At 36.4% G+C, this 14,732-nt stretch carries 18 protein-coding genes and 1 pseudogene; 16 read left to right on the top strand and 3 right to left on the bottom strand.

Translation table 11 applies throughout. The features are described 5' to 3' along the window. Positions 1 to 61 precede the first annotated feature (61 nt). Positions 62 to 517 (top strand): YpbF family protein, encoded by a 456-nt coding sequence (locus J7E67_RS11310; protein ID WP_214718966.1) that lies wholly within the window; start codon positions 62 to 64, stop codon positions 515 to 517. 27 nt (positions 518 to 544) lie between these two features. On the opposite strand, the gene J7E67_RS11305 is transcribed toward J7E67_RS11310, so the two are convergent. Genes J7E67_RS11305 through J7E67_RS11295 form a run of 3 tightly spaced genes read right to left on the bottom strand, consistent with a single transcriptional unit; the run spans position 545 to position 1,623 of the window. Further along, entirely contained in the window at positions 545 to 1,114 is a 570-nt protein-coding gene (locus J7E67_RS11305) for a manganese catalase family protein (protein WP_214718968.1), read from the bottom strand. A 21-nt stretch (positions 1,115 to 1,135) separates the two neighbouring features. Next, positions 1,136 to 1,396 carry a spore coat protein CotJB gene (locus J7E67_RS11300; protein ID WP_214718971.1) on the bottom strand — a complete coding sequence of 87 codons (261 nt, stop codon included), beginning with the start codon at positions 1,394 to 1,396 and terminating at the stop codon, positions 1,136 to 1,138. Next, positions 1,393 to 1,623: a spore coat associated protein CotJA gene (locus J7E67_RS11295; RefSeq protein ID WP_214718973.1), complete on the bottom strand. Its 231-nt coding sequence runs from the start codon at positions 1,621 to 1,623 to the stop codon at positions 1,393 to 1,395. The genes J7E67_RS11300 and J7E67_RS11295 overlap by 4 nt, the downstream gene beginning before the upstream one ends. A 104-nt stretch (positions 1,624 to 1,727) precedes the next feature. On the opposite strand from J7E67_RS11295, the pseudogene J7E67_RS11290 reads away from it, so the two are divergent. The 15 genes and pseudogenes from J7E67_RS11290 to fni all read left to right on the top strand — a co-directional run. Beyond that, positions 1,728 to 1,928 (top strand): annotated as a pseudogene (locus tag J7E67_RS11290) (CBS domain-containing protein); the annotation flags it as partial. 54 nt (positions 1,929 to 1,982) lie between these two features. Then, entirely contained in the window at positions 1,983 to 2,351 is a 369-nt protein-coding gene (locus tag J7E67_RS11285; protein WP_214718975.1) for a hypothetical protein, read from the top strand. A 24-nt stretch (positions 2,352 to 2,375) separates the two neighbouring features. After that, complete coding sequence (locus J7E67_RS11280; protein WP_214718977.1) at positions 2,376 to 3,158, top strand: metallophosphoesterase; 783 nt, start codon at positions 2,376 to 2,378, stop codon at positions 3,156 to 3,158. A 75-nt stretch (positions 3,159 to 3,233) separates the two neighbouring features. Continuing rightward, positions 3,234 to 3,815 (top strand): genetic competence negative regulator, encoded by a 582-nt coding sequence (locus tag J7E67_RS11275; protein ID WP_214718979.1) that lies wholly within the window; start codon positions 3,234 to 3,236, stop codon positions 3,813 to 3,815. Between the two features lie 241 nt (positions 3,816 to 4,056). Next, on the top strand, positions 4,057 to 5,334 hold the full coding sequence (locus tag J7E67_RS11270; RefSeq protein WP_214718980.1) for a Glu/Leu/Phe/Val family dehydrogenase: 1,278 nt from the start codon (positions 4,057 to 4,059) through the stop codon (positions 5,332 to 5,334). Between the two features lie 95 nt (positions 5,335 to 5,429). After that, complete coding sequence (locus J7E67_RS11265) at positions 5,430 to 6,410, top strand: YpdA family putative bacillithiol disulfide reductase (protein ID WP_214718981.1); 981 nt, start codon at positions 5,430 to 5,432, stop codon at positions 6,408 to 6,410. Further along, positions 6,410 to 7,366 carry an asparaginase gene (locus tag J7E67_RS11260; RefSeq protein WP_214718996.1) on the top strand — a complete coding sequence of 319 codons (957 nt, stop codon included), beginning with the start codon at positions 6,410 to 6,412 and terminating at the stop codon, positions 7,364 to 7,366. The genes J7E67_RS11265 and J7E67_RS11260 overlap by 1 nt, the downstream gene beginning before the upstream one ends. Positions 7,367 to 7,480: 114 nt before the next feature. Beyond that, entirely contained in the window at positions 7,481 to 8,170 is a 690-nt protein-coding gene (prsW, locus tag J7E67_RS11255) for a glutamic-type intramembrane protease PrsW (protein ID WP_098931580.1), read from the top strand. A gap of 147 nt (positions 8,171 to 8,317) precedes the next feature. After that, positions 8,318 to 9,142, top strand: a complete 825-nt coding sequence (sleB, locus tag J7E67_RS11250) for a spore cortex-lytic enzyme (RefSeq protein ID WP_374223924.1) — start codon at positions 8,318 to 8,320, stop codon at positions 9,140 to 9,142. A gap of 14 nt (positions 9,143 to 9,156) precedes the next feature. Beyond that, positions 9,157 to 10,506: a germination protein YpeB gene (gene ypeB, locus J7E67_RS11245; protein WP_214718987.1), complete on the top strand. Its 1,350-nt coding sequence runs from the start codon at positions 9,157 to 9,159 to the stop codon at positions 10,504 to 10,506. A 79-nt stretch (positions 10,507 to 10,585) separates the two neighbouring features. After that, positions 10,586 to 10,765: a YpfB family protein gene (locus tag J7E67_RS11240; protein WP_088088814.1), complete on the top strand. Its 180-nt coding sequence runs from the start codon at positions 10,586 to 10,588 to the stop codon at positions 10,763 to 10,765. Positions 10,766 to 10,923: 158 nt separating this feature from the next. Beyond that, complete coding sequence (gene cmk, locus J7E67_RS11235) at positions 10,924 to 11,598, top strand: (d)CMP kinase (protein WP_214718988.1); 675 nt, start codon at positions 10,924 to 10,926, stop codon at positions 11,596 to 11,598. A 2-nt stretch (positions 11,599 to 11,600) separates the two neighbouring features. Continuing rightward, a complete protein-coding gene (locus tag J7E67_RS11230) occupies positions 11,601 to 12,182 on the top strand; it encodes a lysophospholipid acyltransferase family protein (RefSeq protein ID WP_214718989.1) in 582 nt (193 codons plus the stop codon). Positions 12,183 to 12,345: 163 nt separating this feature from the next. Then, a complete protein-coding gene (rpsA, locus tag J7E67_RS11225) occupies positions 12,346 to 13,485 on the top strand; it encodes a 30S ribosomal protein S1 (RefSeq protein ID WP_214718991.1) in 1,140 nt (379 codons plus the stop codon). Positions 13,486 to 13,496: 11 nt separating this feature from the next. Then, positions 13,497 to 14,555 (top strand): type 2 isopentenyl-diphosphate Delta-isomerase, encoded by a 1,059-nt coding sequence (gene fni / locus J7E67_RS11220; protein ID WP_214718992.1) that lies wholly within the window; start codon positions 13,497 to 13,499, stop codon positions 14,553 to 14,555. Positions 14,556 to 14,732 lie beyond the last annotated feature (177 nt).

Below are 14,732 nucleotides of genomic sequence, written 5' to 3'. Positions count from 1 at the left end.
GAAAAACATAATAGAAGGGACAAGTTCATATGTATATACAGAGAAATGGAGGGTGATAAAAATGGATTCTCCAATCCAATTACTTGAAAATACTGATCAGGCAACGAAGCAGGCTCTTGAAAATGTAAGAAAACGAAAAGAAAAATTTGACCGTTTTAAAAAGCGGCATATTCTTTCAATTTGGGCCACAATTATTTTAGCAGCTAGTTTCTTAACCTATTTGTATATCACAGTTGCCAGTATTTATTCCTATTCCTTTGCTGCAATGTTTTCTGCGTTTGTAAATGACTCCAATAATTTAACATTGTTGGTTTTTTGTGTCGGAATGTACGGTACAATGAATTTACTGAAAGAAAAAAAAGACAAAGCAGAAAAGGAATATCATGAATTAAGATGTGAAATCGTCGACCGCAGTAAGGATTATTGGAAAAAAGAAGAAGAATGGAAATCACGTCACATTGTTTTTGAAATGATGAAAACAAAATATGACATAAACTTATATCATGAAAAAAAATAAGAAGCAGACTAACTGCTTCTTATTTGATTAGAAAATCGTCTTTTTACCCTGTTGGTCTTTTAAAATTTCCACTGCTTCCCGGAAACGTTGCGAATGAATGATTTCCCGTTCACGTAAGAAGCGCAGACTATCATTGATATCAGGATCATCACTTATGTTAATCAACCACTGGTAGGTAGCCCTTGCCTTTTCTTCTGCTGCAATATCTTCATATAAATCTGCAATTGGGTCACCCTTAGCGGTTATATAAGTTGCTGTAAATGGAACTCCTGCGGCATTATGGTAGTATAATGCACTATCATGGTCAGCATAATGTGCTCCCAATCCAGCTGCTTTCATTTGCTCAGGCGTGGCGTCTTTCGTTAATTTGTAGACCATTGTAGCAATCATTTCGAGGTGGGCGAACTCTTCTGTACCGATATCTGTTAGAAGGCCAATTACCTTATCTGGAATCGTGTATCGTTGGTTTAAGTATCGGAGTGCAGCAGCAAGTTCGCCGTCGGCACCCCCATATTGCTCAATTAAATATTTTGCTAAGGTTGGATTACAAGTACTGACTCGAACAGGGTATTGTAATTTTTTCTCATAAACCCACATTAAGCTCTTCCCTCCCTTTAATTAAACTTGCCACGGCCATGGGGTATCTTTCCAGTTCCATGGATATCCGGAGTAGCTATTTCCAAATTGAAGCAATGGACCAAATTGGCTTTCAAATGCCTTTTTGATACGTTTTCGTTCTTTTGCGTAATGATTGAATTGATTGATTGCCTCTAGGTCATCAGGATGGGTATCTAAATATAATGTGAGTTCTACTAAAACAAAGTCAACCGTTTGAAGCTGCTCCATTATTTGATAATATTCGGCAGGGACCTGTTTCATGTTGGCAGGCCCCCTTTTGCTTTCTCCAAGGAATTGTACCAAGGATCATAGAAGTCCTTCCAGAGCGTGCCAGCTCTCAATGCTTCTTGCGGTGAAAATTGTGGAAGATTAGGTGGTTGAAAGCCCATATATAAATGTGGCGGGGTAGAGTAAGTTTTTTCAGGAATTGGCTTGCAAGGGTCAAACGGACTCGCATAAGGATGATAGGTTTTAAAGTGTGTATTCATTTTAGCCCTCCCTTTATCAACATCATTAAATAATATGAAATTCTCCTTTTTCTATGTCATAATCTTAAAATATAAAAGGTTTTTTCCAAGTAAAGTTGAAGTATACTGAAGGTCGGATTGCTTGTCTGTCTGAAATTGCCCATCAGTACCATGAGCATATTATTTCACTTGTTACTTTTGATGAAACTGATAAACTTGTCCGAAGAATTGTTATGAAGGTTGAAAGGAAGAACAATATTGACAAATTTACAAAGAGGCTGGAAGAACATGGGTTCAGAATTTTAAGTATCGAAGAGGACCAATAACTGAATTAGGTAATATTTTCAATCCTTCTCATACATTGTATGGGAGGGATTTTTATGTATAAAAAAGTATTGACGGATTTGGTTATTTTTCTAAGTGGATATCTGCTCATTAAATGGATTACGATTCCTCATCCATTTGTCCTTTCTGAGTTCTTTATAGTGCTTGTAATAAATCCATTAAAATTTTTTGTAGCTTCAGTGGTTTTTTTTATTGGATTTCTCGTTACCGGAAAAGTTATTCGTGAGCTGTTACATAGGACAAGAAAAATGGGGCAGAAACGAGAAAAATTAGGTATGAATCTTTTCTTGGAGTATCTCTTCCTTTTTTTTATTTTTTTCCTTCTTTTTAAAATGGGATGGGAGCAAACCCTTGTCTTTTTTAGTTTAAGTCTTTTTTATGGTATGATTTCCATTGAACTTTAAGTTAAGAAATGGGGAAAAGGAAATATGGTTATTAGTTTAGTTGTCCTGTTCATCGGTGGTGTATGTCTTCTTATATATATGTTACGTGAAGCATTTTTAAATAAAGTAATAGAACATGAATTATCTTTTTCTGACTTTCCTAAATCTCTTGGCAGTGTTTCGATCTTTTTTATATCGGATATTCATAGGAGAAAGATATCTGATAAAATTATTAACCCTGTTAAGGGGAAGGCAAATATAGTTGTAATCGGCGGAGATTTAACAGAAAAAGGGGTTCCTTTTGAGAAAGTTAAAGCAAACTTGTTGAAACTAAAGCAAATTGGTCCTGTCTACTTTGTATGGGGAAACAATGATTATGAAGTAGATTATCATAAATTAGATGCCATCCTCCTGGAGTTAGGTATTAAAATATTAGATAACACCGCTGTGACTTTTGAATCAGCAGAAGGTGAAAAATTTTGTTTACTTGGTGTAGATGATTTAAAGCAAGACCGAGATCGTCTGGATTTAGCCTTACTAGATGCAGAAGAGAAAAGTTTTAAAATTCTAGCAAGCCATTATCCTGATATTACAAATAAGATTCTTTCTGAACATGAAATTCGCTTAGTGTTATGTGGTCATACCCACGGGGGGCAAATTCATATTTTAGGATATAGTCCACATGAAAGAGGGAAAATAAAAAGATTAGATAATACAATTCTTCTTATTAGTAATGGTTATGGTACCACTACCATCCCTTTAAGGTTGGGGGCACCTGCTGAATGTCACTTGATTACACTAAAGTGGAATTCTGGTATGGAAGGATAAATATAGACAATTCACCAACAGGACCCCAGGGCATACACTGAAAACAAGAGTTATGTCACGGCAGGGGGCAAAATCATGCGCTTAGAACGCTTAACGGCCAATAAAATAAAAATTTTTCTAACCTCTGATGATTTATTTGACAGGGGACTCTCCAAAGAAGATATTTGGAAAGACTCCATAAAATGGAATCAGCTTTTTCATGATTTGGTGGAAGAAGCAAGTGAGGAATTTGACGTTGATATCCAAGGTTCTGTGGCGGTAGAGGTGTTCTCCCTCCAGGCTCAAGGGATGATATTGATCATTACCGTTGATGAAGCAATTGAAGATGAGGAAATTCTATATGATGGATTTATTGAAATGCAAGTAAGGATGGAAGGTTTTGAGGACCTATTGTATGAGTTTGATGATTTTGAGGATATAATTGGTCTTTCAAAAAGACTATCCACTGTCAATATTTTTGGTGGAAGCCTATATGCAATGCATAATCGCTATTATTTAGTAATGAATAATTTAGAAACTGAAAATAATATTAAGGCAGCTTGTGTTTTATCTGAATTTGGTAATGCTTCTATTCTAAGTCCGTACGTTTTAGCTGAGTATGGGAAACGAATAATCGAAAATAATGCGGTGGAAACTATTCTTCAATATTTCAAGTAATTTAGCTTCTTTTTAAGAAATTAAGTTAGAAAGGGCAACCACCGCCCTTTCAATCATTAAAAGCTTTTAAGATATAATTTGTAGCCATTGCAATTTTTAGAAATCCTTTAAAAATGCAATTGGCAACGTTTACATAATGGTTCAGGTAGTTGTTTTTTCCTCTTGCATAAATCAATTAAAGGTGTATACTTGTGTCTGAAAGCTGACAACATTCGTAGCATTTTTTTAGGGAGGATTACAAATGGTAGCCGATAAAGATAATGAAAAGACTAATCAAGTGGAAAAGCATGATGTGTTGAAATCGACACAAACCGTTATACATAAAGCCCTTGAAAAGTTAGGTTATCCTGAAGAGGTATACGAGCTCTTAAAAGAGCCATTACGTTTAATGACAGTTAAAATTCCAATTAGAATGGATGACGGTTCCATAAAAATATTTACTGGTTACCGTGCCCAGCATAATGATGCTGTGGGGCCAACAAAGGGTGGAATTCGTTTCCATCCAGGTGTGACAGAAACGGAAGTGAAAGCCCTTTCGATTTGGATGAGCTTAAAATGTGGAATTGTCGATCTTCCGTATGGCGGTGGTAAAGGCGGTATTGTCTGCGACCCTCGTGATATGTCCTTTAGAGAGCTTGAAAGATTAAGCCGGGGATACGTAAGAGCAATCAGTCAAATTGTTGGACCAACTAAAGACATTCCAGCTCCTGATGTGTTTACCAATTCGCAAATCATGGCTTGGATGATGGATGAATATAGCCGAATTGATGAATTTAATTCACCAGGTTTTATTACGGGTAAACCACTTGTTCTTGGAGGGTCACATGGACGTGAATCTGCAACGGCAAAAGGAGTAACAATCTGTATCCAAGAGGCTGCTAAAAAGAAAGGTATTCAAATTGAGGGTGCAAGGGTTGTTATTCAAGGTTTTGGTAATGCTGGAAGCTTTTTATCTAAATTCATGCACGATGCAGGTGCAAAAGTAATTGGAATTTCTGATGCATACGGAGCTTTGCATGATCCAAATGGTTTGGATATTGATTATCTATTAGATAGACGAGATAGCTTTGGAACGGTTACAAAATTATTTAATAACACGATAACAAATAAGGAATTGCTAGAACTTGAATGCGATATTCTTGTTCCTGCTGCAATAGAAAATCAAATTACTGAAGAAAACGCTCATAATATTCGTGCAAGCATTGTGGTAGAGGCGGCAAATGGTCCAACTACACTAGAGGCGACAGAGATTTTAACAGAACGAGGAATTCTCCTTGTCCCGGATGTATTAGCATCTGCCGGTGGTGTAACCGTTTCTTATTTCGAATGGGTTCAAAATAACCAAGGTTACTATTGGTCTGAGGAAGAAGTAGAAGAAAAATTGGAAAAGGTAATGATAAAATCCTTTAACAATATTTATGACACTGCCCAAACACGCCGTGTCGATATGCGACTTGCTGCATATATGGTTGGAGTTAGAAAAATGGCAGAGGCAAGCCGTTTTAGAGGCTGGATTTAAAACTTAACCATTGAAACATAGTGAAAAAACTCCTATCATAGACGATAGGAGTTTTTTTGTTATCCTGTATGATTGTTTTAAGGGGTGTGCTTATTATGCAAATAGAAGATATCATTATTGTTGGCGGTGGCCCATGTGGTTTAGCAGCGGCGATCGCAGTTCAGGATATAGGGAAAAAACCACTTATTATTGAAAAAGGAAATGTGGTGAATTCAATTTATCACTATCCTACACATCAAACATTTTTTAGTACAGCAGAAAAATTAGAAATTGGCGAAGTACCCTTTATTACAGAACATTATAAACCTAAAAGAAATCAGGCGCTTGTTTATTATCGAGAAGTTGCCAAACGGAAACAGTTACGAATAAATGCGTTTGAAAAAGTTACCAGTGTATCAAAACAAGGTGGGCTGTTTCATGTTTATACCAATAAAAATACTTATTGTGCCCGCTATGTAATCATCGCAACCGGTTATTATGATCATCCCAATTATATGGAGGTACCTGGTGAAAATTTATCAAAGGTATTTCACTATTTTAAAGAAGCCCATCCATTTTATGATAAAGATGTTTGTGTGATTGGTGGGAAAAATTCTAGTGTTGACGCTGCAATAGAACTTGTGAAGGCTGGAGCGAGAGTAACAGTTTTATATCGTGGGGAAAAATACTCTCCAAGTATAAAGCCATGGATTCTTCCTGAATTTGAAGCGTTGGTCCGGGCGGGAACCATTTTGATGGAATTTAACGCTACCCTAAAAGAAATAACGGAAAATCAAGTTGTATATATAAAAGACCATAACGAAAAAGTGATAAGCAATGATTTTGTTTTTGCAATGACAGGCTACCATCCAGATCATCAATTTTTACGGAACATGGGTGTAAATATAGATGGGGAATCAGGGCGACCCTTCTTTAATGCAGATACAATGGAGACAAATATTGAGGGGATATATATAGCAGGCGTAATTGCGGCAGGAAATAACGCAAATGAAATATTCATTGAAAATGGCAGGTTCCACGGTGGGGAAATTGCTTGCTCAATCCTAGAAAAAGATGCAAAAAGGGTGACAAAATGATGAAAAAAGTTGTCTTATTAACAACAGGTGGAACAATAGCAAGCAAGCCAAATAAAGATTCAGGAAAATTAGCCTCAGGTGCGTTAACTGGTGAAGAGCTCGCTAGTATGTGTAATTTGCCAAAGGACATTGAAGTCGTTATTGAATCTGTTTTTCAAAAAGCTAGTATTCATATTACATTTGATGATTTAATTTTATTAAAAAACAAAATTGAGGACTATTTTAAGGATGAAGATGTTTCAGGCGTGGTTGTCACACATGGAACGGATACAATGGAAGAAACATCCTACTTTCTTGATTTAACAATTAAAGACCCAAGAACTGTTGTCGTTACAGGTTCCCAGCGCTCGCCAGAGGATTTAGGCAGCGATGTGTATATTAATTTGCGTCATGCCATTTATTGTGCTTGTTCTTATGATTTAAGGGATGCTGGCACCGTTGTCGTTTTTAATGAACGAATATTTGCTGCAAGATATGTAAAAAAAGAACATGCATCCAATATCCAGGGTTTCAATGCATTTGGATTTGGCTATCTTGGCATTATTGATAACGATCAGGTTCATGTTTTTCAAAAACCAATCAAAAGAGAGTATTTTGAAATAGAATCATCTATTCCTCAAGTCGAAATTATTAAATGCTATATTGGAGCTGATGGGAAATTTATTAAAGCAGCTCGAGAGGCGGGGATTGCTGGAATTGTCCTAGAAGGAGTGGGACGTGGTCAGGTTGCCCCTAAAATGATGGCAGAAATTGAAAAAGCTATTGCAGCGGGAATTAAACTGGTTGTCACTACAAGCGCAGAAGAGGGTTCAGTATACACAACCTATGATTATGAAGGAAGTGCCTTTGATCTTTTTAATAAGGGAGTTATTCTAGGAAGTGACAACGACTCTAAAAAAGCAAGAATTAAATTGGCTGTAGCCCTTGCTAGCAATTTGAAGGAAATTAAATTTTAAGCTAACCAAATGTCAAACGGTTGAAGTCGGCTTAATAAATGGAATGAATCTTTCATTTTCTTTATAGAGAATACATGATACGATTAAGAAAATGGATTGGAAAAGAGGTTCATCATGCTGGGAATATTATCCGCCGGAATTGCCCCCGGACTGGCCTTACTTAGTTATTTTTATTTAAAAGATGAATATGACTCAGAGCCAATATCCTTCGTTCTAAGGACATTTATGTACGGAGCCCTTCTTGTGTTTCCAATCATGTTTATCCAGCATGTACTTGAAACAGAACATATAATTAAATCTGATCTTTTCAATGCGTTTCTTAGCTCAGGTCTATTTGAAGAGTTTTTCAAATGGTTTATTCTCTTTTATGTTGTCTATCAGCATGTAGAGTTTGATGAACCCTTTGATGGAATTGTCTATGGAGTAGCTGTTTCACTTGGTTTTGCTACAATAGAAAATGTCTTCTATTTAATAGCTAATGGAATCGAACATGCGGTAACACGTGCATTATTACCTGTTTCAAGTCACGCTCTATTTGGTGTAATTATGGGCTTTTATATTGGAAAAGCTAAGTTTACGGAAGGGAATAAAGCTAAATGGGTTATATTTTCCCTTCTCTTACCATTTCTTCTGCACGGTGCATACGATTTTATCTTAATTTCCCAAGAAAATTGGCTCTTTATTATTTTTCCTTTTATGATTTTTCTTTGGTGGTTTGGACTAAGGAAAGTGAAAAAAGCTAAAATATTAAGTGCCAATCATATGAAAAAGCAATATGCTGTCCAAAAAACCCTTCACTTGTAAAGGGTTTTTTTATTTATTCTCATTAAGATGGAATAAAAACACCTTTTAAACAAAAAATAGGGTTACTGATAAAAGATTTACAATGGGGGTTAATATTCCATGATAAAGAAAAAAATTTTGCTAAAATTTTCCATATTAATCTTTCTTATGTTTGGGACATCTACATTTATTGAAAGCAAGGAGGTCAGAGCTTTCTCTAATCAGATTATCCAAAAAGGTGCGGTCGGTGATGATGTCATTGAACTGCAATCCAGGCTCCAGTATCTTGGATTTTACCATGGGAAGATTGATGGGGTATTCGGATGGAGTACGTATTGGGCGTTAAGAAATTTTCAATATGAATTTGGGCTGCCAATTGATGGATTGGCGGGGTGGCCAACAAAATTAAAACTAGCCAAAGCAAGCAAATACAATGAACAGTTTGTAAAAAAGCAAATAAACTCAGGTAACAAATTTACACATTACGGTGGGGGAGATGAAAGTAAACAAAGTGTCCCTAATCCAGCAAAACAAACACCCAAAAATACAGCTCCACCAAAAAATACAGCTCAAAAAAACACTTCACCAAAAAAAGGGACACCCAAAAAGCCAACAGCTGCTAACATACCAAATGGTTATTCACAAAATGATATCCAATTGATGGCTAATGCCGTTTATGGAGAATCAAGGGGCGAACCCTATACAGGTCAAGTTGCTGTTGCAGCTGTTATTCTCAATAGGGTAAATAGTTCAACATTTCCTAATACAGTTTCAGGAGTAATTTTTGAGCCTGGTGCTTTCACGGCCGTTGCTGATGGGCAAATTTGGCTAACACCAAATGAAAATGCTAAGAAAGCCGTAGTAGATGCAATCAATGGTTGGGACCCAACTGGAGAGGCATTATACTATTTTAACCCAGATACTGCTACTAGCGGCTGGATATGGGGACGACCTCAAATAAAACAAATCGGAAAACATATTTTTTGCAAATAGAGAGGTGAATAGAATTGATCAGAGGAATATTAATAGGTGTTCTCGCTGTAGGTGTCGCGGGAACAGCCTATTGGGGCTACCAAGAACATCAGGAAAAAAATGCAATATTAATAAATGCAGAAAATGCTTATCAACGAGCATTCCATGATCTTTCCTATCAAGTGGATTTATTACACGATAAGATTGGAACAACCCTTGCAATGAATTCAAGGCAATCATTGTCTCCATCGTTAATTGAGGTATGGAGGATTACTTCAGAAGCACATAGTGATGTAGGGCAACTGCCGTTAACATTACTACCTTTTAACAAGACGGAGGAATTCTTGGCCAAAATTGGAAACTTCAGCTATCGAACCGCTGTTAGAGATTTAGACAAGGAACCATTGTCAAAGGATGAATACAACACTTTAAAGGTACTTTATAAGCAGTCTGGTGATATTCAGGATGACCTTCGAAAAGTACAGCATATGGTACTCAAAAATAACCTTCGCTGGATGGATGTTGAACTTGCCCTGGCTTCTGGCAAGGAATCTACGGATAATACAATAATTGACGGCTTTAAATCTGTAGAAAAGACAGTGACAGGCTATGTAGAAACGGACTTGGGCCCAACTTTTGTAAATATGCAAAAAAAGGATGAAAATTTTAAAAAAATAAAAGGAAAAACGATTTCCAAGCAAGAAGCAATTAAAATCGCTAAAAAGTATATGAAAATTGATAGGAATTCCGAAGTGAAAGTTACTGAAAATGGAAAAGGTTCCAATTATGGTTTTTATAGTGTTTCCATAAGAAATAAGAAAACCGGTGATGAAGGCAGTATGGACATTACCAAAAAAGCGGGACATCCAATTTGGTTTATTAACCATCGAGATGTAAAAAAACAAGTTCTCAGTTTAAATGATGCTGATAATAAGGCAGCAACTTTTCTAAAAGAAACAGGTTTTAAAGATTTAGAGATATTTGAAAGCACACAATATGACAATATCGGTGTTTTCAATTTTGTTTCAAAAATAAATGGTATTAGAATTTACCCTGAATCGATTAAAGTTAAAGTTGCTTTGGACAATGGTGATATTATTGGTGTATCCGCTGAAGAGTATTTAAAATCTTTTCAGACAAGGAAAATAGAAAAGCCTGCTATTTCTTTAGAACAAGCCAGAGCAAAGGTGAATCCTAACTTTAAAGTAATGGAAGACCGACAGGCAATTATAATAAATGACCTTAACGAAGAGGTGCTTTGTTATGAGTTCCTTGGGACAATCGATGATGATACCTATCGTATTTTTATTAATGCAAAAAGCGGTGTAGAAGAAGATGTTGAAAAAATGAAGAATGCTGAGACGGTATATGAAGACGTGATATAAGGAAGAGCAATTGCTTTTCCTTATATTTTTTTCAAATAACTCCAATAATAAATATATATTGATTTGTGGAGTGGATGTTATGAAAAAGGTAGAAAGAGTTTTAATTAAAGTTGTCATCATACAGTTTATTTTTCTATTTTTTGCACAATTATTTTTTCATCAGTTGGATGTCTTTCCTCAAGTAAAACAATTGACTAAATACGAAGGGGTAAATGAAAATACATATACTGATATTCTTGAAACCTTCCAGGGAAAATGAGAAAGCAGGCCTGCCTGCTTTCTTTTGATTGAACATAATTATAATTGTCATTAAATTTCATTTTTATAGTCGTAAATAAAAGAGGCATTGACATATCTTGTGGTAAAATAAATAGTAGACAACATCTGAGATAATCATGATGGCAAATAGGAGGATTTATGGAAAAAAAAATATCAATCGCAATAGACGGCCCTGCTGCAGCCGGTAAGAGTACAGTTGCAAAAATTGTAGCAGAAAAACTTTCTTATATTTATATCGATACTGGTGCTATGTACCGGGCATTAACATATAAGGCAATAGTTAATCAGCTAAATTTAGAAGATGAAGATTCATTATTAGAGACATTATTATCTACGGATATTAAATTGCTGCCTTCTGAGAGTGGGCAATTAGTATATCTAGACGATCGGGATGTGACAGATGAGATTCGTTTTGCTGAAGTAACTAATTCGACTTCATATGTTGCTAAACATCAGAAAGTCCGTGAAGAAATGGTCAGAAGACAACAAGCTTTTGCCTCTGAAGGCGGAGTTGTAATGGATGGTAGGGACATCGGGACACATGTATTGCCAGGTGCAGAGGTAAAGATATTCTTACTTGCTAGTGTCGAGGAAAGAGCTGAGAGGCGTCATATTGAAAATGTCCAAAAAGGATTTTCATCCGACTTAGAAAAGTTGAAAGAAGAAATTGCTCGTAGAGATAAAATCGACACAGAGAGAGAAATAGCACCACTGAAAAAAGCAGATGATGCAATTGAAATTGATACAACCTCTTTGACAATTCCTGATGTTGTTGAAAAAATAATGACGTTGGTGCACGAAAGGATTGGATAAGTGTGACGTTTTATGCGTTTGCAAGGTCAGTTGTATATGGAGTTTTTAAGCCATGGTATAGGATTGAAGCCATCGGACGTGAACATTTCCCGAAAGAGGGCGGGGTTCTTCTTTGTTCTAATCATATCCATAATTTCGATCCTATGGTTGTAGGAATCATGGCACCACGACCTATTCACTATATGGCAAAAGAAGAGATTTTTTCCGTTCCTGTTTTAGGTAATATTGTTAGGAAATGCAATGCATTTCCGGTTAAAAGGGGATTTAACGATCGTGAAGCACTTAGAACAGGTCTAAAGCTTTTAAAGGATGGTCATGTTTTCGGTCTTTTTCCAGAGGGAACAAGGAGTAAGACTGGGGAATTAGGAAAAGGACTTTCCGGAGCAGGATTTTTTGCTCTAAGATCAACAGCAGCGGTTGTACCTTGTGCTATTATTGGACCGTATAGAAGTTTCCGAAAATTAAAGGTCGTCTATGGACAACCCATTGACCTGGAAGAAATGAGAAAAGAGAAAGCTTCAGCAGAACAAGTTACTGAATTAATTATGTCAGAGATTGAAAAACTTAAAAAAGAACATCAATAGGTTCTGCTTGACAAAAAAGACTATTTGTAAGAAGTTAATGGAAAGAGATTTTTTTTGAAAATTCACTGCTTTTAGGTTTGTTTTATATATGTTGTATGCTGCGTGGCATCCACCAGTTCATATATAGAATTTTTAGGAGTAAATGGATTAAGGAGGAATACATATGTCGGAAGAATTAAATCAAGTAGATGTGAGAAACTTTGAAATCGGGGATAAAGTGACAGGACAAGTTACTAAAGTAGAAGAAAAGCAGGTGCTCGTGGATATCCAAGGCAGCAAAATTGATGGAATCATCCCAATCAGTGAACTTTCAAGCCTGCATATTGAAAAAGCATCAGATGCAGTCGCAGATGGTGATGAATTAGAATTAGAAGTTTTAAAAGTAGAGGAAGAAGCGATTATCCTTTCCAAAAGGAAAGTAGATGCAGAAAAAGCATGGGAGAGTTTAGAAAAACAATTCCAAAGTGGAGAAGTTTTTGAAGCTGAGGTTAAAGACGTCGTAAAAGGTGGCCTTGTTGTTGATCTCGGAGTTCGTGGTTTTGTACCAGCATCCCTCGTTGAAGCTCATTTTGTAGAAGATTTCAGCGATTATAAAGGCCGTATCCTAACCTTTAAAATTGTAGAACTTGATAAGGAAAAGAATCGATTAATTCTTTCTCATCGAGCTGTTGTAGAACAAGAAAAAGGTAAACAAAAACAAAATCGCCTAACTGCAGTTCAAGTTGGCCAAATTATTGATGGTACAGTTCAAAGAATCACTGATTTTGGGGCATTCGTAGATATTGGCGGCATTGACGGTCTTGTTCATATTTCCCAATTATCTTATGAGCACATCGATAAGCCTTCTGATGTAGTTCATGAAGGGCAACAAGTACAGGTTAAGGTATTGAGTGTTGATCGTGATAATGAAAGGATTTCTTTATCGATTAAAGAAACACTTCCTGGACCTTGGTCAAATATTTCCGAAAAAGCACCAAAAGGAACCGTCTTAAAAGGAAAAGTGAAAAGATTGGTTTCTTATGGAGCATTTGTCGAAGTATTTCCAGGTGTTGAAGGGTTGGTTCATATCTCTCAAATTGCCCATAAACACATCGGTACACCACATGAAGTATTGAAAGAAGGACAGGAAGTAGATGTCAAAGTTCTTGAGGCAAATGAGTCAGATCAACGTTTATCCTTAAGCATTAAAGAACTTCTTGAAAAAGAGTATGAGGAAAACCATGACTATGAACTTCCTGAAGAGTCAAAAGGCTTTCAGCTTGGAGAAGTTATTGGAGATAAATTAAAGAATCTAGGAAAATAATGGTGATTTAAGTGTCTAGATCTGAACGAAAATGGGACCACATTCGTTATGCCCTTGATAATAGGAGACATCATGCTTCAGCTTTCGATGATATAAAATTTATTCACCAAGGATTACCGAATATCGGTGTGTTCGATGTTGGATTAGACCATGAAATTGGCGGACTTTATTTAAGTTCGCCAATTTTTATCAATGCCATGACCGGTGGTGGTGGTGAAAAAACTTATTGTATCAATAAAGAGCTGGCAATAGTAGCTAAAAATACCGGTTTAACAATGGCCGTTGGGTCACAAATGGCTGCATTAAAAGATAAAACTCAAAAATACACCTATGAAATTGTCCGTAAAGAGAATCCCAAAGGTGTTATTATTGCAAATTTAGGGAGTGAAGCCTCACCAGACGACGCAAAAGCTGCTATCGAGATGGTTGAAGCAAATGCCCTGCAAATACACTTAAATGTAATTCAAGAATTAACTATGCCAGAGGGAGATCGGAATTTTTCCGGTGCACTTAAAAGAATTGAATCCATTGTTAAAGAGCTAACAGTCCCTGTTATTGTGAAAGAAGTTGGTTTCGGTATGGCAAAGGAAACTGTTCATTCACTTTCGTCAATTGGCGTTAAAGTGGTTGATGTGGGCGGCTCTGGGGGAACAAATTTTGCTGAAATTGAGAATAAGCGCAGGGAAAAATCTCTGTCTTTTTTTAATCAATGGGGAATCCCGACGGGTGTATCTATTCTTGAAGCAACGTCAGTTTCTAATCATCTATCCATCATTGGCTCGGGGGGATTTATGTCAGCGCATGATATTGCAAAAGGAATAGCGATTGGAGCAGATGCGGTTGGCATGGCAGGTTATTTCTTGAAAATTCTTGTTAATGATGGGATAGAAACGTTACAGAAAGAAATCGAAACCCTTCATGAGGAATTAAAAATGATTATGACTGCTTTAGGTACAAAGACTGTTTCAGATTTAAAAAATGCACCCCTAATAATATCTGGCGAAACCTATCATTGGTTAAATCAAAGAGGCATAGATACAAAAAAATATGCAAAGCGTTCCATAAATTAAAAGCTCCCGCAACCGCGGGAGCTTTCAGATTGTAGACAAAAGGCATTCGAATGAGCCCATTCGATGCCTTTTTATTGGATTTTTGCTCGTAAGAGCAAAATTTAGACCTATCCTTTGACTATTATTACGCAAATTCTGGACCTTTCCACGTCCAGCTGGCCATCTTTTTCAAGTTCA

It is taken from the genome of Bacillus sp. ISL-46 (assembly GCF_018613205.1).
The sequence above is the reverse complement of the archived record's forward strand: the minus strand, read 5'-3'. Positions and strand labels throughout refer to the sequence as shown.

Coding starts and splice junctions, on each gene's coding strand:
- J7E67_RS11310 (WP_214718966.1), top strand. CDS start 62: ATGGATTCTCCAATCCAATTACTTGAAAATACTGATCAGGCAACGAAG.
- J7E67_RS11305 (WP_214718968.1), bottom strand. CDS start 1,114: ATGTGGGTTTATGAGAAAAAATTACAATACCCTGTTCGAGTCAGTACT.
- J7E67_RS11300 (WP_214718971.1), bottom strand. CDS start 1,396: ATGAAACAGGTCCCTGCCGAATATTATCAAATAATGGAGCAGCTTCAA.
- J7E67_RS11295 (WP_214718973.1), bottom strand. CDS start 1,623: ATGAATACACACTTTAAAACCTATCATCCTTATGCGAGTCCGTTTGAC.
- J7E67_RS11285 (WP_214718975.1), top strand. CDS start 1,983: ATGTATAAAAAAGTATTGACGGATTTGGTTATTTTTCTAAGTGGATAT.
- J7E67_RS11280 (WP_214718977.1), top strand. CDS start 2,376: ATGGTTATTAGTTTAGTTGTCCTGTTCATCGGTGGTGTATGTCTTCTT.
- J7E67_RS11275 (WP_214718979.1), top strand. CDS start 3,234: ATGCGCTTAGAACGCTTAACGGCCAATAAAATAAAAATTTTTCTAACC.
- J7E67_RS11270 (WP_214718980.1), top strand. CDS start 4,057: ATGGTAGCCGATAAAGATAATGAAAAGACTAATCAAGTGGAAAAGCAT.
- J7E67_RS11265 (WP_214718981.1), top strand. CDS start 5,430: ATGCAAATAGAAGATATCATTATTGTTGGCGGTGGCCCATGTGGTTTA.
- J7E67_RS11260 (WP_214718996.1), top strand. CDS start 6,410: ATGAAAAAAGTTGTCTTATTAACAACAGGTGGAACAATAGCAAGCAAG.
- prsW (WP_098931580.1), top strand. CDS start 7,481: ATGCTGGGAATATTATCCGCCGGAATTGCCCCCGGACTGGCCTTACTT.
- sleB (WP_374223924.1), top strand. CDS start 8,318: ATGTTTGGGACATCTACATTTATTGAAAGCAAGGAGGTCAGAGCTTTC.
- J7E67_RS11240 (WP_088088814.1), top strand. CDS start 10,586: ATGAAAAAGGTAGAAAGAGTTTTAATTAAAGTTGTCATCATACAGTTT.
- cmk (WP_214718988.1), top strand. CDS start 10,924: ATGGAAAAAAAAATATCAATCGCAATAGACGGCCCTGCTGCAGCCGGT.
- rpsA (WP_214718991.1), top strand. CDS start 12,346: ATGTCGGAAGAATTAAATCAAGTAGATGTGAGAAACTTTGAAATCGGG.